Genomic DNA, 20976 nt, shown 5'->3' on the forward strand with positions numbered 1-20976 from the left:
CTCCTGTCGGGGTCGCCGAAGCATAACGACCCCGGTAACGAGGAGATAACGGGGCCGACGCCCGAATTGTGGCGCCCCGGGTCGCGCGGAACGTGGCGACCCCTCAGCTTCCGGTCGCCGCGCGGAGTGACTCGCGCAGCGACCCCATCGTCGCGAAGACTGCTGACGGCTCGTATCCGCAGTGCGCCATGCAGTTGGCGCACCGTTCGTCCTTGCCCCGGCCGAACGCGTCCCAGTCCGTCTCGTCGATGAGTTCCCTGTACGTGGAGACATACCCGTCGTCGAGCAGATAACACGGCTTCTGCCAACCGAGCAGAGAATATGACGGAATGGCCCAGGCCGTGCAGTTCAGATCGACCTTGCCCTCGAGGAAGTCGAGGAAGACCGGCGAGTGGTTGAGCCGCCACTTCTTCCGCCGCCCGCCGTCGAACGCCTTGCGGAACAGCTCCCGGGTCTGCTCGACGCCGAGCCAGTGCTCCTGGTCGGGCGCCTTCTCGTAGGCGTACCCGGGGGAGATCTGCATGTTGTCGACGCCGAGGTCGTCGTTGAGGAAGTCCAGCACGTCGATGACGTCCTGGGGGGTGTCGGTGTCGAAGAACGTCGTGTTGGTGTTGACGCGGAAACCGAGCTTCTTGGCCTGCTCGATCGCGGCCACCGCCTGGTCGAACACGCCGTCCTTGCTCACCGACGCGTCGTGGCGCTCACGGAGACCGTCGATGTGCACCATCCACGCGAAGTTCTTGTGCGGCGAGAACTTGTGGATGTGCTTGGGCAGCAGCACCGCGTTCGTGCACAGGAACACGATCTTGTTGCGGTCGAGCAGCTCCTGGACGATCTGCTCGATCTGTGGGTGCATCAGCGGCTCGCCACCTGCGATGGAGACCATCGGGGCGCCGGACTCCATGATCGCGCCCACCGCCTGTTCGACGGGCATCCGCTGCTTGAGCAGTGCGGCGGGCTGCTGGATCTTTCCGCAGCCGTTGCACTTCAGGTTGCACGCGAACAGCGGTTCGAGCTCGACGAGCAGCGGGAACTTGTCGACACGCTTGATCTTCTGCTTCATCAGGTACGCGCCCAGCCGCACGGACTGTCGCATCGGCATCGCCATTACCGGCTCACCTCCTTGGGAAGGGTGAATCTGATGTTCTCCGAACCGGTCGAGGTGGCCGTGACGGTCACCGGGCCCAGCCCGGACACACAGGAGACGACCTCGTCGACGAGGTCGTCGGGGGCGGACGCGCCCGCCGACAGCCCGATCCGCCGCACCCCGGCGAACCAGGCCAGGTCGAGCTCGCCGACGTCCTCGACGAGATGGGCGGGCACGCCGTCGCGCGCGGCGACCTCGGCGAGGCGCCGCGAGTTGGACGAGTTCGGCGACCCGACGACCACGACGAGGTCGACGTCGGCCGCGACCGCGCGGACGGCCCGCTGGCGGTTGGTCGTCGCGTAGCAGATGTCGTCCTGGCGGGGGGCGCGGATCGCGGGGAACCGCTCGCGCAGGATCGTCGCGATCCGCATCGCCTCGTCGACCGCGAGGGTCGTCTGCATCGCGTAGGCGACCCGGCTCGCGTCGGGGACCTCGACGGTGCGGGCGTGCTGCTCGTCCTCGACGACCGTGACCTGCGACGGTGCCTCACCGACGGTGCCCTCGACCTCCTCGTGGTCGGAGTGCCCGATGAGCAGGACCGTCTGGCCGCGGCCGGCGTGCCGTCTCACCTCGGTGTGCACCTTGGCCACGAGCGGGCAGGTGGCGTCCACGACGGCGAGGCCGCGGGCGTCGGCGTCGGCGCGGACGGCGGGGGAGACCCCGTGCGCGGCGAGGACGACGTGGGCGCCGCGGGGGACCTCGTCGACCTCCTGGACGAACACCGCGCCGCGCTCGGTGAGCCGCCGCACGACGTGGGCGTTGTGCACGATCTGGCGGCGCACGTAGACGGGTGCGCCGAACTGGTCGAGCGCCCGGTCGACGATCTCGATCGCCCGCTCCACCCCCGCGCAGAACGACCGTGGCTCGGCGAGCGTGACGGTGCGCGGACCGGTGGCGTCGAGCCAGGCGCGCAGCGCGGGTGCCGTCCTGCGCAGTGTCCGCAGTGCGGTGAGGCCGCGGGCGGGGGTGCCGGGCCGCAGCAGCGGCGCACCCGGGGTGTCGACGACGACGCGCACCACCGCGAACGGTCCGCCCGCCGCGGCGGCGGCGAGGACGGCGGACTCCATGTCGACGGCCAGCGCGCCCGTCGTGGCCAGCGCGATCCGGCGGTCGCCGTCGACGACCTGCGCGGTGGTGACGACCGGCCCGACGTGCACCCGCAGCCCCTGCGCGCGCAGCGCGGCGGCGAGCGGGCGGGCCGTCGGGACGGTGACGGGGCCGCGGGCGCCGGTGGCGTCGCGGACCTCGTCGGCGACGACGACGTCACCGGGCCGGACCTGCGGCGCCAGCGCCCCCGCCACGCCCGCGACGAGGACGGGTCGTGGCCCGTCGGCGGCCAGCGCCGCGACGGCACCGCCGGCACGGCGGCCCATCCCGGTCCGCACGACCCGCACCCCGCGCAGCGCGCCGACGTCGAGGGCGCGGCGCTCGACCCCGAGCGGCGCACAGACCACCGGGGGGCCGAGGGTCGCCGGGAGCGGCGTGGTCACGAGGAGTGCCCGTTCACGTAGCGGCCGAGCGCCGAGATCGGGAAGACCATCCGGTACAGGTGGTAGCGGATGTAGAACGCGCCGGGGAAACCGGTCCCGGTGTAGAGCGTCTCCTCCCACGACCCGTCGGGCAGCTGGGTGTCGACGAGGTACCGCACGCCGCGTTCCACGGCGTCGGAGCTCTCCCCGGCCGCCAGCAGCGCGAGCAGTGCCCACGCCGTCTGCGACGGGGTCGAGGCGCCCCGCCCGATCCAGGACGGGTCCTCGTAGGAGCGCAGGTCCTCGCCCCAGCCGCCGTCGTCGTTCTGGTGACGTTCGAGCCAGCCGACGGCCCGGCGGACCGGCGGGGCATCGGCATCGATGCCCGCGGCGACGAGCGCGGGGACGACACCGCCGGTGCCGTAGACGTGGTTGGCGCCCCAGCGGCCGAACCAGGAGCCGTCGCGCTCCTGAGCGGCGAGCAGCCAGTCGACGCCGCGGCGGCACTCCTCGGTGGCGGCCAGCCCCTCGGCGGCCATCATCTCCACGACGTGCGCGGTGACGTCGGCGGACGGCGGGTCGATGACGGCGCCGAAGTCGCAGAACGGCAGCTTGGTGACGAGCACACGGGTGTTGTCGGCGTCGAAGGCGCCCCAGCCACCGTCGCGCGACTGCATGCCGATCGTCCAGGCGACGCCGCGGTCGACCGCCGCCCGGAGCCGCTGCGGGTCGGGGTGGGTGACGCGGCGCAGCGCGAGGACGACCTCGGCGGTGTCGTCGGTGTCGGGGTAGCCGTCGTTGTCGAACTCGAACGCCCAGCCGCCGGGGGCGAGGTCGGGGCGGCGCACGGACCAGTCGCCGCGGACGTCCGGGATCTCCTCGGCGAGCATCCAGTCGGTGGCGGCCAGGACGTCGGGGTCGTCGGCGGGGACACCGGCGTCGAGCAGCGCGGTCACGGCCAGGCACGTGTCCCACACCGGCGACTGGCACGCCTCGAGCCGCCGCACGGTGCCCTCGGGGGTCTCCTCGCGCACCAGGAACCGGTCGAGGCCCCGGATGCCCGCGGCGACGGCGGGGTGGTCGAGCGGGTAGCCCAGCAGGTGCAGGGCCAGCAGCGAGTACACCCACGGCGGCTGGATGCCGCCCCACGAGCCGTCGGCCTCCTGGCGGGCCAGCACCCACTCCGCGGCCCGGCGCATCGCGAGCCTGCGGACGCCCCGCAGAGGGCGCCGCGAGTAGGCGTGCAACACCCGGTCGAGCCGCTGGAACGCCCCCGTCCAGGTCCACGGCTTGGCGAGCGGTTCCGCGGCCGCGCCGGTGCGCAGCTCGTCGACACCGAAGGGCAGCGGGCGGCAGGGCCGCAGCGTTGCGACGACCGTGAGCGGGACGACGGTCTGGCGGGCCCAGCACGCCCAGTCGTAGACGTTGAGCGGGAACCACGTCGGCAGGAAGATCAGCTCGGGGGGCATGTCGGGGAGCTCGTCCCACGACCACGCGCCGAACAGCGCCATCCAGATCCGGGTGAAGACGCGGCTGCGTTCGAGCCCGCCCTCGGCCCGCACGAACGTCTGCGCCGACCGCATGTGCGGGTCCGCGGGGTCGTCGCCGGCAAGCCGCAGCGCCACCCACGCCTCGATGGTCGTCGACAGGTCGGCGGGACCGTCCTGGAAGGTCGCCCAGCTGCCGTCGGCGCGCTGCCGGGACCGGATCCAGCGGGCCGCCTCCAGGGTCTCGGTGTCGGTGCGGATGCCGAGGAACTCGCGCAGGAGGAGGTCCTCGGCGTCCATGGTCACGTTGGTCTCGAGCTCGCCCTGCCACCAGCCGTCGGGGTGGCGGCCGGCGCGCAGGAACGCGACGGCCGCGTCCAGCGAGGCCTGCGGCGTGCGGGTCGCGAGGTGCTCCGGCGCCGTGAGGGTCATCAGAACTCCCTGTCGACGAGGTGGTGGGCCAACGCGACGAGCTCTCCCGTGGGTACGGGTGCGAGCCCGGCGCCGGTCACGGCGCCGAGGGCCAGGTCGCGGCGGCGGCGTGCCTCGGCGGCCGCCCATTCCCGGCCCCCGCCCGCCGCGACCAGCCGCGCCGCGGCGTGCAGCTCGTCCTCCGCGGGTTCGCCCTCCGTCGCCAACCAGCGCGCGAGCTCCCGGCCGGCCTCGCCGCCGTTGCGGATCGCGAACGTCACCGGCAGCGACTTCTTGCGCGACCGGAGATCGGACAGCACAGGCTTGCCGGTGACCGCCGGGTCGCCCCAGATGCCCAGCAGGTCGTCGACCAGCTGGAACGCCGTCCCGACCTCGTGGCCGTAGGTGTGCAGTGCCTCGGTCTGCGCGGCCGGGGCACCGGCCAGCACCGCACCGATCGACGCGCTCGCCGCGAGCAGCGACCCGGTCTTGCCCGACGCCATCGACAGGCACTCGGCCACACCGACGTCGTCGCGGGTCTCGAACGCCAGGTCCTCGGCCTGGCCCCGGATCAGCTCCCGGGTGGTGACGGCCAGCAGTGCCGCGGCGGCCGCGGCATGCGCCGACGGCGCCTCCAGCAGCACCTCCTGCGCGAGCGCGAGCATCGCGTCGCCGCACAGGATCGCCGACGACGCGCCCCACTGCACCCACACCGTGGTGCGGTGCCGCCGCTCGGCGTCGCCGTCCATCAGGTCGTCGTGCAACAGCGAGAAGTTGTGCACCAGCTCGACCGCGACCGCACCCGGGACACCCGTGTCGACGTCGGCGCCCGCCGCGGTGGCCGAGAGCAGCGCCAGCGCAGGCCGCACGGCCTTGCCCCCACCGGCGCCGGGCGAGCCGTCGAGCTCGGTCCAGCCCAGGTGGTAGCGGGCCTGGGTGCGGCTGGCGTCGTCGAGCCGGTCGACGGCGGCCTGCAGGGCCGGGGTGACGACGTCGCGGCCACGGCGCAGCACCTCGGTGGCGACATCGCGGTGGTCGCTCGACCGGCCCAGGGTCGCGGTCATGCCGCCACCCCCGCGGCGACGACGGGCCGGGCGAGTGCGGCCGCGGCGGCCGCATCCCCGCTGCGGACCGCGCCCTCCATCGTCGCGGGCCAGCCGGTGGCGGTCCACGCCCCGGCGACGCTCAGGCCGGGCAGGTTCGTGACCGGCCCGGGTCGCAGCGCGGCCTGCCCGGGCCCGGCGCGGAAGGTGGCGTGCGGCTCACGCGTCACGAAGAAGTCCAGCACCCGTGCGTGTGCCGCGGCCGGGAGGACGGCGGTCAGCGCGGGCAGCATCAGCTCCCGCAGCGCCGCCAGCGGGAGGCCGACGAGATCGTCGGCCGCCGACAGCGACACCGCCACGTACTGGGCGCCCGGCGGGTGCGCGGCGCGTGCCCCCGACGACGCGGTGCGGTCGAACATCCACTGCACCGGGCTGTCGACGGCGGCGGCGAAAGGGTGGTGCAGCACCCGGCGGTCGTAGACGACGTGCACGTCGACGATCGGGGAGCTGCCCAGGCGATCCGCCCACTCCGCGGGGAGACCGAGCGCGCCCTCCGGCAGCAGCCGGGCGGCGACGCTGGGCGGGACGGCGGACACGATCCGGTCGACCACGAGCTCCTCCTCTCCGCCGGGCCCGGGATCGCCGGGTCCGGCCTGCGCGTGTGCGGCCTGCGCGTGGGTGAGGGCGATCCGCCACCCGTCGTGGCCCCTCGTGAGCGTCCGGACCTTCGCCGAGGTCCGGACGTCGACGCCTGCGGTGACCAGGGCCCGGCGGGCGGCGTCGTCGTGGAGCCGGCCCAGCGGGACCCGTGCCCAGCCGACGTCGCCCGCGGCTGCGTCGGTGAGCAGGCCCAGCTGGAACACCGTCGCGGCCAGGGCGAGCGAGGCGTCGGCGGCGCGGGCGTTGAGCGTCGCGACGCCGACGAGGTCCCACAGCGTCTGCACGGCCCGCGGCCGCTGCCCGTGCGCGGCGAGCCAGTCACCGAAGCTGCGGGCGTCGACGGCCGGGTCGTCCGGGTCGACGCGGCCCAGCGCGAGCGCGCCGCGCAGCACCCGCAGCCGGTCGGCGAGCGGCATCGGGCCGTAGCGCGCCAGCGCGGCGCCCAGGTGCAGCGGCGCGGGCAGCCCGGACCGGCGCAGCCGCGCGGGCCGGGCACCCGGGGCGAGGACCGGGATGTCGAGGCGGTCCTGCAGCTCCACGTCGTCGCGGACCCCGAGGCGGTCCAGGAAGGCCAGGTAGGAGGTGCAACAGCGCAGGACGACGTGCTGGCCGGTGTCGACGTCGAGCTCACCGCGACGGAACGACCCGGCGACGCCGCCGAGCCGCGCCCGCGACTCCCACAACGTCACCGCTGCGCCGGCGTCCGCGCAGCGCAGCGCAGCGGCGACCCCGGCTAGCCCGCCTCCGACCACCCCCACGTGCACGGTCACGCCCGCACACCCCCCGGCGCCCGCCCGGCCAGCGCACGCACCGCGACGCCGATCTTCTGCCGGCCCGACAGGGACCGGCGCTGGTGGTAGACCGACGGCGGGTCGGCGGCGATGTCCTCGAGGAGCTGCCGGTAGATCCCGGCCATCGCGGTCGCGCAGGCGGCGCTGCGCCGGTCGAGCAGGGGGACCAGCCGCAGCCCGTCTGCGTACCAGCCGCGGGCCCGTTCGGCGGCGAACCGGACGAGCTCCGCGAGCGCGCCGTCCGGGTCGGTCAGGTTGCCGTGCTCGTCGAGGCGCAGGTCGACGCCGAACCGGGCGAGCTCGCCGGTCGGCAGGTAGATGCGGCCGTTCTGCAGGTCCTCGCGGATGTCGCGCAGGATGTTCGTCTGCTGCAGCGCGATGCCCAGCGCGTCGGCGAACGCGGGTGCCTGCGGGTCCGGCCGGGAGCCGAAGATGCCCAGGCACAGCCGCCCCACCGAGCCCGCCACCTGCCGGCAGTAGCCGGCCATGTCGTCGAAGGTGGCGTAGGGCGCGCTCGCGCCGGGTTCGTCGTCCATCCGCACGTCGGCCTCGACACCGTCGACCAGCTCGTCGAACGCTCCGAGCGGGATCGGGTAGTGCCGGGCCGCGTCGGTGACGGCGACCAGCACCGGGTCGTGCGGGTCGGGGTCGGCCTCACGGGCGTGGCGCACCGAGTCGCGCACCTGCTCCAGGGCAGCGAGCTTCCCCGCGGTCGACGGGTCTCCACCGGCGTCCCCGTCGCCGATGTCGTCGATGCGTCTGGCCAGCGCGTAGACCGCCGAGAGCGCCGCACGCTTACCGGGGGGCAGCAGCCGGATGCCGTAGTAGAAGTTCCGCGCCTGGTCCCGGGTGATCGCCTCGCTCGCCGCGTAGGCGTGGTCGAGGGGGCTGGACGGGCTGCGGCTCATACGGCGCTCCGGTCTCGTCGTGTGTTCCGGTCTCGTCCTGTGCTCCGTGCTACGGCACGTCGTACGGCAGCCGGGGTCACCGTGCCGGCGAGGTCGCGCGCCAGGTGCCGGACGACGTCGCGGCGCTGCGTCTGCGGGCTGCCGGCCAGGACGTCGAAGTCGTTGCGCCGCAATGCATCGGCGGCGGCACGGCCGCCCGCCGCATAGCCTGCGACGGCGACCCGGGCCCAGCCCCGCAGTCCGGCGATCAGCGGCGCGCCGTCGTCGAGCAACGCGCACGCGCGGCCGGTGACCTCGGCCAGCAGGGCCCGCAGCCCCGGGGAGGTGTGCGGGTCGTCCAGATCGGACTCGGCCACGCCGAACGCCTCCAGGTCGGCGACGGGCAGGTAGACCCGGCCCCGGGCACGGTCCTCCGCGACGTCCTGGCAGTGCTCCAGGATCTGCAGGGCCGTGCAGATGCAGTCGGACCAGCGCTGCAGGTCGGACCCGGGAGGCGCGTCCACACCGAACACCGCCAGCACCATGCGCCCGATCGGGTCCGCCGAGAGCACGCAGTACCCGAGCAGGTCGTCCCACGTGCGGTACCGCGTGACGTACTGGTCGGCGAGGTTCGCCGCGACGAGCCGTTCGAACGGTTCCCGCGTCAGCCCGCACGCCCGCGCCGTCGGCACCAGGCGGCGCAGGACCGGCTCCCCGGGGCCCGCACCGTCGTCCCAGACCCGGCGCAGGTCGGTGCAGAACCCGTGCAGCCGGGCCGTCCGGTCGGCGGCCTCCTCCGGCGTGACCGGGCGCGGACCCCCTTGGGCGGAAGGGGATTCGTCGGGTCTGTCGTCGCCGTCGCCGATGTCGTCGATGACCCGGACGACGTCGTAGACCGCTCGCAGATGCGCACGGGTGGCTCCCGGCAGCACCCGCAGTGCCACCGGGAAGTTCTCGGACCGCTCCGCGTGCCGCAGCCGGGCCTCCGACGGCCCGGTCGCGGTCACCGGCGCCGCCCCCGTCCGCCGATCTCCCACGGGTCGAATCCTGCTCCCGTGATCAGTCGATCTCTGCGCACCTGCGGTTAATTCTGGACGTCCGGTCTTGTCACATCCTGATAAATCACGTGAGTGAAGTAGCCCGACAGGCGTACAAAAGATGCGTGGACGTTCAGGACCCGTCCCTGACCGAGTTGCTGCCGGTGCTGGCGGACCGCCTTCCCGTGCTGCTCGCCGAGGTGCGCTCCGCACTCGGCGAGGAGTGGCCCGACTACGCCGATTTCCTCGACGAGCACGAGGTCGAGGTCGCCGTCGCCGCGGACGCCGCGCTGCGCCGCCTCGTCACCATGGCCGAGTCCCCGCCCACCGACGACGGCATCGGTCCCGAGTTGTTCGAGGAGATCGGCCGCATCCAGTGGCGTGAGGGCCGCGACCTGTCCACGCTGCTCGGGGCCTACCAGGTCGGGGCCCGGGTCTGCTGGCACCACGTCTCCGCCGCCGCCGTCGAGATCGGCGTCGAGCCCCGCACGTTGGCCTCGCTGGCCGAGGCCGTGTTCTTCTTCGTCGACAGGCTGTCCTCGTCGTCGGCGCGCGGCTACGTCCTCGAACAGTCCGAGGAGTCCGCCACCCGCGAACGCCAGCGCGACGAGCTGGTCGGGCTGCTGCTGTCCGACCGCGCGGACCAGGCGGCCGTCCGCGCCGCCGCCGCCCGCGCGGGCTGGACGGTGCCGACCGAGGTCGGGGTCGTCCTCATCCAGCGCGACAGCCCGATCGGGCACCGGGTCCTCGCCCGCATGGACGCCTCCTGTCTCGTGTTCAGCCGGCCGCCGCTGCTCGGCGCGATCGTCCCCGACCCGTCGCGACCCGGCCTGCGCCGCCGGCTCGGGCTGCTGCTGCGCGGCGCGGACGCCGTCATCGGCGTGGCCGTGCCGCCCCACCAGCTGCCCGCGAGCCTGCACGTCGCCGAGATCGCCGCCCGGCTGCAGCGCACCGGGCTCCTCACCGACGACCCCGTCTTCACCGACGAGCACCTCGACGCGATCATCGTCCACCGCGAACCCCGGCTCCTCGAGGCGCTGCGCAGGCAGGTGCTGAGCCCGCTGGAGGAGTCGACGCCGTCGTCGCGGGAACGGCTCGTCGAGACCCTCGAGGCGTGGCTGCGGCACATGGGCGACCGCCAGGCCATCGCCGCCGAGCTGCACGTCCACCCGCAGACCGTGCGCTACCGCCTCGCGAAGCTGCACGAGCTGTTCGGCGCCGACCTCGACGACCCAGAGGTGCGCGCCCGGCTGATGCTGGCCCTGTCGTGGGGGGAGCCGCGGTCGGTGCCGTCGCCGGAGCCGGTCACCCCGGCGTGACCTCGCCCGGACGCTGCCCGTAGCCGCGGAGCAGGGCGGCGACCCGGTCGATCTCCTCGGGAGGCAGCAGTCGTGGCGTTCCCGCCAGGCTGGCCTGGTGCCACAGCCGGCACAGCCACTCCAGGTACAGGCTCCGCGTGTACGCCGTCGGCAGGTCGGGGCCGTACGTCGTCGCGCCGTGGTTGCGCAGGATCACCGCGGTGCGCCCGGCCATCGCCACGACGCTCGCCTCCGCCAGCTCGGACGTCCCGTACGTCGCGTACGGCGCCACGCGCACCGGGCCGCCCAGCGCCGCGACCATGTAGTGCACCGCGGGCAGCTCGTCGAGCAGCAGCGACACCGTCGTCGCGTACAGGGGATGGGTGTGGACCACCGCGCCGGCGTCGGTGCCCCGGTAGACCGCGAGGTGCATCGGCAGCTCGCTCGACGCCACCACCCCGGCCGTCGCGGCGTCGGCCGGGTGCCCGTCCATGTCGACGACACACACCCCCGCCGCCGTCAGCGACTCGTAGGCCACACCGCTCGGTGTGACCGCCACCAGGTCGCCCACCCGCACGCTGATGTTCCCCGACGTCGCGACGGTCAGGTCGTCGTCGCGCATCCGCAGGCAGTGCTCGACGACGGCCTCGCGCGCTTCCCGCAGCAGCATGGTCGATATCGTCGCCGCCGTGACGGTGGACGGGGACGGCGGGCCCGTGTGGGTGGGGATCGACCTCGGCACCCAGGGCGTGCGCGCGGTCGCCGTCGACGCGGCGGGGGCCGTCGCCGGGGCGGGCCAGGCGCCGCTGCACCGCGACGTCCGCGACGGCCCGCGCCACGAGCAGGACCCTGCCGAGTGGTGGACGGCCACGTGCGCCGCGGTGCGCGGGGCCGTCGCCGGCCTGCGGGGGCGCGCGGTCGCCGCGGTCGCCGTCGACTCCACGTCCGGCACCCTCGTCGTCCAGGACCGCCGCGGGCTCCCCGCCGGCCCCGCCCTGATGTACGACGACATCCGCGCCGCCGCCCGCGTCCCCGCCGTGCAGGAGGCGGGTGAGGCAGTCTGGACCGCGCTCGGCTACCGGATGCAGGCGGCATGGGCGCTGCCCAAGCTCGTCGAGCTCTGCGCGACCGGCGCCGTCCCCGCCGGGCACACCGTCGTGCACCAGGCCGACCACGTCGTCGCCCGGCTCGCCGGCAGGCCCGTCGCCACCGACACCAGCCACGCCCTCAAGACCGGCTACGACCTGCTCGCCGACCGCTGGCCCACCGACGTCCTCGACCGCCTCGGCGTCGCCTCCGCCGTGCTGCCCGCTGTCGTCATCCCCGGGACCCGCATCGCCACCGTCTCCGCCGCCGCGGCGGGCGAGTGCGCGATCCCCGCCGGGACGCCCGTCGTCGCCGGGATGACCGACGGCTGCGCCGCCCAGGTCGCGACGGGTGCCCTCGCCCCCGGCCGGTGGTGCTCCGCGCTCGGGACGACGCTCGTCCTCAAGGGGGCCACACCCGCGCTCGTGCGCGACCCCGGCGGCGGCGTCTACTGCCACCGCCATCCCGACGGCGGCTGGCTGCCCGGCGGCGCCTCCAACGTCGGCGCCGCGATCCTGTCCCGCGACCTGCCCGGCGCCGACCTGGCCGCGCTCACCCCCGCCGCCGCGGCTCTCGGGGTGCCGCCCGGGGCGACGTACCCGCTGGTCGGGCCGGGGGAGCGGTTCCCGTTCACCGATCCTGCCGCGACCGGGTTCGACGTCGGCGGGCCCGATGCGCCCACCCCCGCCGAGACGTTCGCGCGGGTCGCGCACGGGGTCGCCTACGTCGAGAAGCTGGCGTTCGAGACGCTGGCCGGGCTGGGGGCCGACGTCTCGGGTCCCGTCGTCGCGACGGGTGGGACGAGCCGCAACGACTGGTGGTGCAGACTGCGCGCCGACGTCCTCGGGCGGCCGGTCTCGGTGCCGGAGCAGGCGGGGTCGGCGTTCGGTGCGGCGGTGCTGGCCGCGGCGCCACCCGGTTCTCTGGCCCGCACGGCCGCGGACATGGTCCGGCTGCGCGCGACGTTCGACCCCCGGCCCGGCCGCGCCGCCGAGCTCGCCGACGGATACGCCCGCCTCCGCGCCGAACTGGCCACCCGCGGCCGGCTGCCCGTGTGAGCGACCGGCGCGGGCCGACCCTGCGCCGAGTTCGAGTTGCTCCTGTGTCACGCAGCGGCGGGCTCGGTGATCGTGGTGGCTCGGTCGTGGCGGAGTCGGGTGAACCGCCGCCGGCTGCGCTCCCAGCCATGCGGTGAGCTCGTCGATCACCCGGGCCCGGCCCAGGGTGCGGGCGAGGATGTCGAGCTCGGGGTCGAGCTCGTGCAGGTGCCGGCGGACCCGGTTCTGCGCCCGGGTGCGCTCGGCGACGAGGTCCTCACGGTGATCGACCAGCAGTTTCCGATCCCGCGAGGTCTGGTCGTGGGTCGCGGTGGGCAGGTCGGGCCCACGCTGGGGGGCGCGGGCGATCGCGAGGGCGTCGATCGGATCGGGCTTGCCCCGGGTGCGGGCTGAGGCGCGGATGGCGGCCATCAGTTTCGAGGGGGACCCGCACCACCTGCTCGCCGGCGGTGAGCAGGGCTCGTTGTCGATCCCGAGGGTCACCGTGACCAGGTCTCCTCTTGTCTGGGAGGGACGGCTGGGTCGGCCGGCGGACACATCTCAGTGGGGGCGCAGCCACGCTCCTGTCAACTCACGCCGGTCGGCCTGACCAGCAGCGATCGGCACAACTCGAACAGCCAACCCCGCCAACACGACGGGGCGGCAACAGGACTGCGAGCCAGATCGCCACAGGTCGGGAACCTGACCACCGCGACAGCGGCGACACCACCCTGACACTGACACAGGACTGGTTCCGACGGTGCTCGGACCAGCGTGGTGTCGGGCTCGGCGGCGGTCTGTGCGCCTGACGGCAGGGTCCGGTGTGCGCGGCGGGCGCGGCGGCTGCGGCAGGTCAGGCGCCGGTCCAGCAACCGATGATCGTGCGGGCCACGAGCAGCGCGACCTGCGACGGGGTCAAGGGCGGGGTGCCCAGCCCCGGGGGCAGGGCGGTGTCGTCGACGACGAGGACCTTGAAGTCCTTGCGCACCACGACCGACCCGCCGGTGGTGACGAACGCGCCCTCACCGAGCCCGTCGAGGGTGTGGACCGACCCGAGCCGGCGCGCGGTCTCGTCGAAGAACGCCGTGGTCTCCAGGACCGACGACAGCTCCTTGACCGACAGCGTGAAGGCGCCGTCGGCGAAGCGGTACCGGCACGAGTAGACGTGGTCGGACCAGGTCGGGGTGTCGATGCCCTGCGGCGGCAGCGCGAGGGCCTCGGTGATGTCCTCCTCCGCCTCGTCGGAGCAGACGAGGACCGCGCTGGCCGACGGTGTGTCCCCAGCAGGTTCGGCCGTCGCGGGGGCGAGCGCGGAGGGAAGGGGCTGCGCCGGGGCAGCCGGTGCCGAGCAGCCGGCGAGCACCGTCGCACCGAGGACGGCCGTGAGCACGGCGCGGGGGAGTCGGCCCATGCGGGGAGGCTAGAGGTGGCCGGCGGAGCGAGGCCGCGGGGCCGCCGTGCAGGGCCGCGTCGTCGGCCGCGGATCGTGACGTGCATCGCCTACTCTCGGTTTCGGTAACGATTCAGAAGATCGAGTCGTCGTACAGGGTGAGCGCGACGACGCGCCCCGGCCGAGCCCCGTGACCCGGCCGGAATCCGGAACGCCGACCAGACATCGGAGGAACACCATGGCAGTGATCGACCGCCGCACCGTGTGGGCCGCGATGGTCCGCACCGCACGCCGCTTCGACGAGTGGACCCTCGTGACGTTCAACCCCCGCATCCCCGTGGGGTCGCGCGAAGAGCGCTGACGCGAGACACCCCCCGGCGCACGACCCCGGGGGAGCACGACGAACGGGCCGGTACCGCAGCAGCGGTACCGGCCCGTCCGGTGTTTCCGGGAGTGCCCGTCAGTGCCCGTCAGTGCCCGAGCGGCCGGTCGCCCTCGGCGGCCTCGGCGAGCTGCTCGGGCGTCGGCGGCTTGAGCGGGCGCATCAGCACCCACGCCCCGAACAGCACCGCGACGACGAGCATCCCGATGCCCATGTCGAGGTTGATGTTCGAGCCGCCGGTCTTCATGCGGTCGGCGTCGTCGGTCGACACCAGTCCCATGATCAGCAGCACGATGCCGTAGACCAGGAACAGCACGGCGATGATGGTGCGCAGGTCGAACAGGTTGGCCGCGGCCGACGGCGGTGCGTCGGTCCCGGCCCGTGGCGCGTCGGCAGGGCCCGTCCCGGCATCGTTGCTGCCTTCGGGGGAGTCGGTCATCCGTCTTCCTCCTTCGGTCTCGGGCTCAGAAGAACAGGATGTAGAGGATCACGACGAGGATCAGCACCAGCACGCCCAGGAGCTTCGGCGAGCGGTACCAGCCGGCGTCGTCACCCTCGACGGAGTGCGTCCGGCTCGCGCGCGGTGTCAGGCTCCATACGAGGCCCGTGAGCTCGGCCTCCGGCTTCGGCTGACCCGAGAGCGACACCAGCGCGGCCACACCGACACCGACGATGAACGCCGCGCTCGCACCGACGAAGCTGCCCGCCTGGTTCGACAGCTGCAGCACGTCGAAGCGGACCAGGACGTCGATGGTGACCGCCGCGACCGTGCCCGACAGCAGGCCGATCCACGCCGCCGAGCCCGTCATCCGCTTCCAGAACAGGCCGAGGATGAAGATCGCGAACAGCGGGGCGTTGAAGAAGCTGAACAGGGCCTGGATGTAGTCCATCAGGTTCTGCGAGCCGGACGCGATGAACGCCGTACCGATGGCCAGGATGCAGCCGATGACCGTGACCCAGCGGCCGACCTGCAGGTAGTAGCGGTCGGGCTTGCCGGGCTTGATCCAGTCCTGCCACAGGTCATAGGTGAAGACCGTGTTGAAGGAGCTGATGTTGGCCGCCATGCCCGCCATGAATGCGGCGAGCAGGCCGGCGATCGCGACGCCGAGTATGCCGTTGGGCAGTAGTTCCTTCATCAGCAGCGTCAGCGAGTCGTTGTAGGTGATCCCGTCGACGGAGCCGCCCGCGGCCTTGACCGCCTGGATCTGCGGGAGCAGGACGGCGGCGATCATGCCGGGGATGACGACGACGAGCGGGATGAGCGCCTTGGGGAACGCGCCGATGATCGGCGTGCGCCGGGCGGCGGACATGCTCTTGGCCGACAGCGCGCGCTGCACCTCCGCGAAGTTCGTCGTCCAGTAGCCGAAGGACAGCACGAAGCCGAGGCCGAAGACGATGCCGATGACCGACAGCACCGGGTTGGCGATCTCGGTGAGCTCGGTTCCCGGCCAGGACGACAGCTGCTCCGCTCCGCCGGGGCCCGCGCTGACCTTCTCCTTCAGTCCCTCCCAGCCGCCGATGCGGTTGAGGCCGACCAGCGTGAGCGGGATCAGCAGGGCGAGGATGACGAAGAACTGCAGGACCTCGTTGTAGATCGCGGCCGAGAGGCCGCCGAGGGTGGTGTAGGCGAGCACGACGAGTGCGGCGACCGGGATCGCGACGACCAGCGGCCACCCGAGCAGGGCCTCGATGATCAGGCCGAGGGCGAAGAGGTTGACGCCGGCGATCAGGATCGAGGCGACCGCGAAGATCACGCCCTGGATGCGCTGCGTCGTGCGGTTGAAGCGTTTGGCCAGGAACTCCGGAACGCTCCTGGCCTTGGAACCGTAGTAGAACGGCATCATCACCAGGCCGAGGAACACCATGGCCGGGATGGCGCCGATCCAGTAGTAGTGCACCGTCGCGATGCCGTACTGGGCGCCGTTGGCCATCATGCCGATGAGCTCGAGCGCGCCGAGGTTCGCGGAGATGAACGCGAGGCCGGTGACCCAGGCGGGCATCGAGCGGCCCGACAGCAGGAAGTCGAGGCTGGAGGAGACGGACCGGCGGGCCATGTAGCCGATGCCGAGGACCAGCAGGAAGTAGAAGGCGACGAGCAGGTAGTCGACGAGGTGGGCGTCGAGCCGTACGTCGGCGTTGGCCTGGGCGAGGATGCTGGTCATGCCACCCTCCCCGCGGAATGGCGTGGTCCGTGCCGTCCGCTTCGCATCATCGCGACTCCCACAGTTCGTCGACGTCGGGGCAGAGTTGTTCGCCGTACATCGTTGTGGGGTGCAAGGTACCGGGTTCGGACACAATCCAACAATTGTCGACGTAACGATCCGGCACTGATGCGGCCCCTGTGGCAGGATCGGTGACCGCTACCACATAGAAGCCGTCCGTGCGCGTTGACGGTTGGGTGATCACGTTGCATTCTGTGCGAAGTCGTGCGGAGGAGGTGTCGTGGGCCTGCTCGCGCAGCAACGGCGGGAGCTGATCCTCGAGCAGGTCCGTGCCCGTGGCGCAGTGCGCGTCAGCGACCTGGCCGGGCACTTCGGCGTGTCCGACATGACCGTCCGGCGCGACCTGGATGTCCTTGCGCGCCAACGGCTCGTCGACAAGGTGCACGGTGGGGCCACTGCCGTCGGCGCGCCCAGCACCGAGGAGCCGGGCTTCCTCGTGAAGTCGCAGCGCCAGCTCGTGGAGAAGGAGGCCGTCGCGCGCGCCGCGGCCCGGCTCGTCGAACCGGGCTCCGCGATCGGGCTGTCGGCAGGCACCACCACGTGGGCGCTCGCCCGGCTGCTCGTCGACGTCCCGGGGCTCACGATCGTCACCAACTCGATGGCGGTCGCCGACGTCTTCCGTGCCGCCCCGCGCCCCGACCTCACCGTCATCCTGACCGGCGGGATCCGCACCCCGTCCGAGGCGCTCGTAGGGCCGGTGGCGGTGGCGTCGCTGCGCAGCCTCAACCTCGACGCGGTGTTCCTCGGTGTGCACGGGATGTCGGCCGCCGCCGGGTTCACCACACCCAACCTGACCGAGGCCGAGACCGACCGCGCGCTCGTCGAGGCCGGTCAGCGCCTCGTCGTCGTCGCCGACCACACGAAATGGGGGACAGTGGGCATCTCGACGATCGCGGCGCTCTCCGACGCCGACGTACTCGTCACCGACGACGGGCTGGCCGACGACGCCCGGGCGGTGCTGGCGGGGGAGGTCGACGAGCTGGTCATCGCCCCCGTGGCGGGCACAGCGGGCGAGGCCGGCGCGTGAGACGCACCGACGGGACGCTCGCCGACGGCCGCCACATCATGTGGTTCGACGAGGACGGCACGCCCGCCCGCGACCCCGCGACCCTGGTCGACCACCGCGACCTGCCCCGCACCACCTCGGCGTCCCAGCTTCGCTACGACACCCTCGCCGGGGAGTGGGTGGCCGTCGCCTCGCACCGCCAGGACCGCACCTACCAGCCGCCCGCCGACCAGTGCCCGCTCGACCCGACCCACGGCGAGCACCACACCGAGATCCCGTCACCGGACTACCAGGTCGTCGTGTTCGAGAACCGGTTCCCGTCGTTCGGCGGCAACGCGCCGCTGTCGGGCGGGCCCGGGCCGGACCCGGCGGCCGGGCGCTGCGAGGTCGTCTGCTTCACCAGTGACCACTCGTCGTCGTTCGGCGAGCTGACCCCCGCCCGGGTACGGCTCGTCGTCGACGTGTGGGCCGACCGCACGGCCGAGCTCGGCGCACTCCCCGGTGTGGCGCAGGTGTTCCCCTTCGAGAACCGCGGCGCCGAGATCGGCGTGACGCTGGCCCACCCGCACGGCCAGATCTACGCCTACCCCTACGTGCCGCCGATCCCTGCGCGGATGCTCGACCGCGCCCGCAGCCACCTCGCCGCCACCGGCCGCAACCTGTTCGACGACGTGCTGCGCGCCGAACGGGCGGGCGAACGCGTCGTCGTCGCGGGGGAGCACTGGACGGCCTTCGTACCGGAGGCGGCGCGATACCCGGTGGAGGTGCACCTCTACCCGCACCGGCGGGTCCCCGACATCCCGGCGCTCACCCCCGCCGAACGCGACGAGTTCGCCGGGATCTACCTCGACGTCCTCGGCCGCCTCGACGCGCTCTACGGCGATCCGCTGCCCTACGTCGCCGGCTGGCAGCAGGCGCCCGTGCGGCCCGAGCACGAGGGCGACCGCGAGCTCGCCCACCTGCACCTGCGGGTCTCCTCGATCCGCCGCGCACCGGGCAAGCTCAAGTACCTCGCGGGGTCCGAGACCGGGGCGGGGGCGTTCGTGTCCGACGTGCTCGCCGAGTCCGTGGCCCAGCGGCTCCGGGACGCCCGATGACCTTCCCCGGGGCCTTCGGCGGGGAGCCCGACGTCGTGTGGCGCGCACCGGGCCGGGTCAACCTGATCGGCGAGCACACCGACTACAACGACGGCTTCGTGCTGCCGTGGGCGCTTCCGCTGGGGGTCACCGTGGCGTTGCGGCGCAACGACTCCGGGCTGCTGCGGATGGTGTCGCGCCAGCACGGCGCGGACGTCGTCGAGGCCCGGGTGGCCGACCTGGAACCCGGGTCCGTCGACGGCTGGGCGGGCTACCCGGCGGGCGTCGTGTGGCGGCTGCGGGAGGCCGGTCTGCTCCTGGCCGCGACGGGGTTCGACCTCGTCGTCGACGGTGACGTGCCCGCGGGGGCCGGGCTGTCGTCGTCGGCGGCGCTGGAGTGCGCCGTCGTACGCGCGGTCGACGACGTGCTCGGTCTCGGCCTCTCGGGTCCCGAGGCCGCCGCGCACGCGCGCGGCGCCGAGAACGGCTTCGTCGGCGTGCCCAGCGGTGTGATGGACCAGATGGCCTCGCTGATGTGCGCCGAGGGCAGCGCCCTGTTCCTCGACACCCGCAGCATGGCCACCCGGCAGGTGCCCCTCGACGTCGCCGGGGCCGGGCTCGCGCTGCTGCTCGTCGACACCAACGCGCCGCACACGCTCGTCGACGGCGAGTACGCCGACCGGCAGCGGGCCTGCGCCGCCGGGGCCCGGGCCCTCGGCGTCGCGGCCCTGCGCGACGTCCCCCTCGCCGGCCTCGACGACACGCTCGCCCGGATCGACGGCCTCGACGACGCCGACGTCGTCCGCCGCCGGGTGCGCCACGTCGTCACCGAGAACGCCCGCGTCCTCGACGTCGTCGGCCTGCTCGACGACGGCCGCCCCGACGAGATCGGCCCGCTGCTCACCGCCTCGCACGCCTCGTTGCGCGACGACTTCGACGTGACCGTCCCCGAGCTGGACGTGTGCGTGGACGCCGCACTGGCCGCGGGTGCGCTCGGCGCGCGGATGACCGGCGGTGGGTTCGGCGGCTCCGTCGTCGTGCTGGCCCGGGCGGTCGACTCCGACGCGATCACCGACGCGGTCGCTGCGGCGTTCGCCACGCGCGGGTTCGCCACGCCGCGGCCGGTGCCCGCCACCCCCTCGGCGGGCGCCCGTCGGATCGGCGGGTCCCACGGCTGACCCGAGTGCAACTCCACGGTCGTCGTTGCGGCCCGGGCGAGCAGTCCGGCCCCGATGAGGACCGGGAGGTTGCGCCCGGGTGTGGCGGCTCCTGCGCGGCCGGCGGGCGCACCGGGTCAGCGGCGGCTGAGCGCCCCCGGGCGGGCGTCGAGCAGCCCCGTGTAGATCGACGCCAGCTCGCGTGCCCACCGCCCGGCCTCGAACCGGTCGAGGAACCGGCGCCGCGCGGCCGCACCCAGACGCTCGCGCCGGTCCGGGTCCGCGGCCAGCTCCGCGACGGCCGCGGCGATCCGCGTCGCCTCCAGCGGCACCAGGACCCCGGTGTCGCGGGTGACGATCTCGGGGATGCCGCCCGTCGTGCTCGCGACCGCGGGCACCCCCGCCCCCAGGCCCTCGACCAGCGCGCGCGGCATCGCGTCGTTGCGGGTGGTGTGCACCAGGAGGTCGGCGGCCTTCAGCAGCGCGAGCGGGTCGTCGACGAGATGGAAGACGATACGCGCGGCGAGCTCGTCGTCACGGTCGACGCGGGACTCCAGCCACGGCCGCAGCGGACCGTCACCGCCGAGGACGACGATGACCGGCGCACTGTCGGGCAGCGCGGCCACGGCGTCGAGCAGCAGGTCCTGACCCTTTCCGCGGCGCATCGGCGCGACGGAGGCGACCAGCACCTTCCCGGGGCCGACGCCGAGGCGCCCGCGCAGCCGCTCCCGTTCGCCCGTATCGGCGGGGCCGGGGTCGGTGACCCCGTTGGGCAGCACCACGAGGTCGGCCCCCGCCCCGGCGTACCAGTCACGCTGCAGCTGCGAGATCGCGATCGTGCGGGTGACGAACCGGCGCCGGGCCAGGATCTTCGCGGCCCGCTTCGCCCGGTCGGTGACGTCGGCGGGCTGGTCCTCGATCCGGTGCAACGTCGACACCACCGGAAGCCGCAGCCGGGCACCCGCCGCGCCCCCGACGACGTCGGCGTTCCCGACGTGGGTGTGCACGACCTCGCTGCGGTGCCGGCGCAGCACCTCGATCGCCCGGGTCACCGCCCGTGGGTCCCACGGGGCGCTCCCCAGGTCCTCCACCGGCACCCCGAGGCGGTGCAGCTCGGCCGCGACCGGCGAGCGCGTCGCCGTCGAGATCGCGACGACGACCATCTCCATCCCCGCCGCGGGCGCCGCCCGGGCGAGGTCGACGAGACCGTTCTCGGGTTCGTCGGGATGGAGCGACGCGACGACATGGGCAACGCGCACGGGGCTGACCTCCTGCTCCGGCCGGTCGGCACCCGGGCCGGGGGAGCGTCGCCGCCGGGGGCGGCGTCGCTGTCACCCCGTCGGGTGATGTCCGTGGCGGACCCTACCGAGGTCGCCCCGGTGGGGCAGGG

At 73.9% G+C, this 20976-nt stretch carries 18 protein-coding genes and 1 pseudogene; 6 read left to right on the top strand and 13 right to left on the bottom strand.

What is annotated here, in order from left to right; translation table 11 throughout:
• Nucleotides 1-103: 103 nt before the first annotated feature.
• From hpnH to TOK_RS22615, 7 genes are read right to left on the bottom strand one after another with little or no spacing between them, the layout of a single operon-like run.
• Complete coding sequence (gene hpnH, locus TOK_RS22585; protein ID WP_098959979.1) at nt 104-1108, bottom strand: adenosyl-hopene transferase HpnH; 1005 nt, start codon at nt 1106-1108, stop codon at nt 104-106.
• Entirely contained in the window at nt 1108-2637 is a 1530-nt protein-coding gene (gene ispH, locus TOK_RS22590) for a 4-hydroxy-3-methylbut-2-enyl diphosphate reductase (protein WP_098959980.1), read from the bottom strand. Before ispH ends, hpnH begins: the two co-directional genes overlap by 1 nt.
• Nucleotides 2634-4535 (bottom strand): squalene--hopene cyclase, encoded by a 1902-nt coding sequence (gene shc / locus TOK_RS22595; protein WP_098959981.1) that lies wholly within the window; start codon nt 4533-4535, stop codon nt 2634-2636. The genes ispH and shc overlap by 4 nt, the downstream gene beginning before the upstream one ends.
• Nucleotides 4535-5578: a polyprenyl synthetase family protein gene (locus tag TOK_RS22600; protein ID WP_098959982.1), complete on the bottom strand. Its 1044-nt coding sequence runs from the start codon at nt 5576-5578 to the stop codon at nt 4535-4537. Before TOK_RS22600 ends, shc begins: the two co-directional genes overlap by 1 nt.
• Nucleotides 5575-6987: a hydroxysqualene dehydroxylase HpnE gene (gene hpnE / locus TOK_RS22605; RefSeq protein WP_098959983.1), complete on the bottom strand. Its 1413-nt coding sequence runs from the start codon at nt 6985-6987 to the stop codon at nt 5575-5577. The genes TOK_RS22600 and hpnE overlap by 4 nt, the downstream gene beginning before the upstream one ends.
• On the bottom strand, nt 6984-7916 hold the full coding sequence (locus TOK_RS22610) for a squalene/phytoene synthase family protein (protein ID WP_098959984.1): 933 nt from the start codon (nt 7914-7916) through the stop codon (nt 6984-6986). The genes hpnE and TOK_RS22610 overlap by 4 nt, the downstream gene beginning before the upstream one ends.
• Complete coding sequence (locus TOK_RS22615) at nt 7913-8902, bottom strand: squalene/phytoene synthase family protein (protein WP_098959985.1); 990 nt, start codon at nt 8900-8902, stop codon at nt 7913-7915. The genes TOK_RS22610 and TOK_RS22615 overlap by 4 nt, the downstream gene beginning before the upstream one ends.
• Before the next feature lie 155 nt (nt 8903-9057).
• On the opposite strand from TOK_RS22615, the gene TOK_RS22620 reads away from it, so the two are divergent.
• Nucleotides 9058-10251, top strand: coding sequence for a CdaR family transcriptional regulator (locus tag TOK_RS22620; protein WP_253258565.1), 1194 nt, complete (start codon nt 9058-9060; stop codon nt 10249-10251).
• On the opposite strand, the gene TOK_RS22625 is transcribed toward TOK_RS22620, so the two are convergent.
• Nucleotides 10238-10900, bottom strand: coding sequence for a class II aldolase/adducin family protein (locus TOK_RS22625; protein ID WP_098959987.1), 663 nt, complete (start codon nt 10898-10900; stop codon nt 10238-10240). The two genes, TOK_RS22620 and TOK_RS22625, sit on opposite strands and share 14 nt — an antisense overlap.
• A 19-nt stretch (nt 10901-10919) precedes the next feature.
• Between TOK_RS22625 and TOK_RS22630 the strand changes: the two genes are divergently transcribed.
• On the top strand, nt 10920-12374 hold the full coding sequence (locus tag TOK_RS22630) for an FGGY-family carbohydrate kinase (protein ID WP_216362059.1): 1455 nt from the start codon (nt 10920-10922) through the stop codon (nt 12372-12374).
• A gap of 102 nt (nt 12375-12476) precedes the next feature.
• On the opposite strand, the pseudogene TOK_RS22635 reads toward TOK_RS22630, so the two are convergent.
• Together TOK_RS22635 and TOK_RS22640 are read right to left on the bottom strand one after the other, a co-directional pair.
• Nucleotides 12477-12840, bottom strand: a pseudogene (locus TOK_RS22635) (transposase); the annotation flags it as partial.
• Between the two features lie 366 nt (nt 12841-13206).
• Nucleotides 13207-13764 carry a hypothetical protein gene (locus tag TOK_RS22640; protein ID WP_141566499.1) on the bottom strand — a complete coding sequence of 186 codons (558 nt, stop codon included), beginning with the start codon at nt 13762-13764 and terminating at the stop codon, nt 13207-13209.
• A 217-nt stretch (nt 13765-13981) separates the two neighbouring features.
• Between TOK_RS22640 and TOK_RS34770 the strand changes: the two genes are divergently transcribed.
• Nucleotides 13982-14104, top strand: a complete 123-nt coding sequence (locus TOK_RS34770) for a hypothetical protein (RefSeq protein WP_256387999.1) — start codon at nt 13982-13984, stop codon at nt 14102-14104.
• Between the two features lie 109 nt (nt 14105-14213).
• Here TOK_RS34770 and TOK_RS22645 read toward each other — a convergent pair whose 3' ends face one another.
• Together TOK_RS22645 and TOK_RS22650 are read right to left on the bottom strand one after the other, a co-directional pair.
• Nucleotides 14214-14564: a hypothetical protein gene (locus TOK_RS22645; RefSeq protein ID WP_098959990.1), complete on the bottom strand. Its 351-nt coding sequence runs from the start codon at nt 14562-14564 to the stop codon at nt 14214-14216.
• Between the two features lie 25 nt (nt 14565-14589).
• Complete coding sequence (locus tag TOK_RS22650) at nt 14590-16287, bottom strand: sodium:solute symporter family protein (RefSeq protein ID WP_098959991.1); 1698 nt, start codon at nt 16285-16287, stop codon at nt 14590-14592.
• Nucleotides 16288-16573: 286 nt separating this feature from the next.
• Here TOK_RS22650 and TOK_RS22655 point away from each other — a divergent pair, with 286 nt between their 5' ends.
• From TOK_RS22655 to galK, 3 genes are read left to right on the top strand one after another with little or no spacing between them, the layout of a single operon-like run.
• Entirely contained in the window at nt 16574-17374 is an 801-nt protein-coding gene (locus TOK_RS22655; RefSeq protein ID WP_172457723.1) for a DeoR/GlpR family DNA-binding transcription regulator, read from the top strand.
• Nucleotides 17371-18450, top strand: a complete 1080-nt coding sequence (gene galT / locus TOK_RS22660; RefSeq protein WP_098959993.1) for a galactose-1-phosphate uridylyltransferase — start codon at nt 17371-17373, stop codon at nt 18448-18450. Before TOK_RS22655 ends, galT begins: the two co-directional genes overlap by 4 nt.
• A complete protein-coding gene (galK, locus tag TOK_RS22665) occupies nt 18447-19607 on the top strand; it encodes a galactokinase (RefSeq protein ID WP_098959994.1) in 1161 nt (386 codons plus the stop codon). Before galT ends, galK begins: the two co-directional genes overlap by 4 nt.
• 116 nt (nt 19608-19723) lie before the next feature.
• Here galK and TOK_RS22670 read toward each other — a convergent pair whose 3' ends face one another.
• Nucleotides 19724-20845 carry a glycosyltransferase family 4 protein gene (locus TOK_RS22670; protein WP_098959995.1) on the bottom strand — a complete coding sequence of 374 codons (1122 nt, stop codon included), beginning with the start codon at nt 20843-20845 and terminating at the stop codon, nt 19724-19726.
• Nucleotides 20846-20976 lie beyond the last annotated feature (131 nt).

The organism is Pseudonocardia sp. N23 (assembly GCF_002583555.1).
Classification (GTDB): domain Bacteria; phylum Actinomycetota; class Actinomycetes; order Mycobacteriales; family Pseudonocardiaceae; genus Pseudonocardia.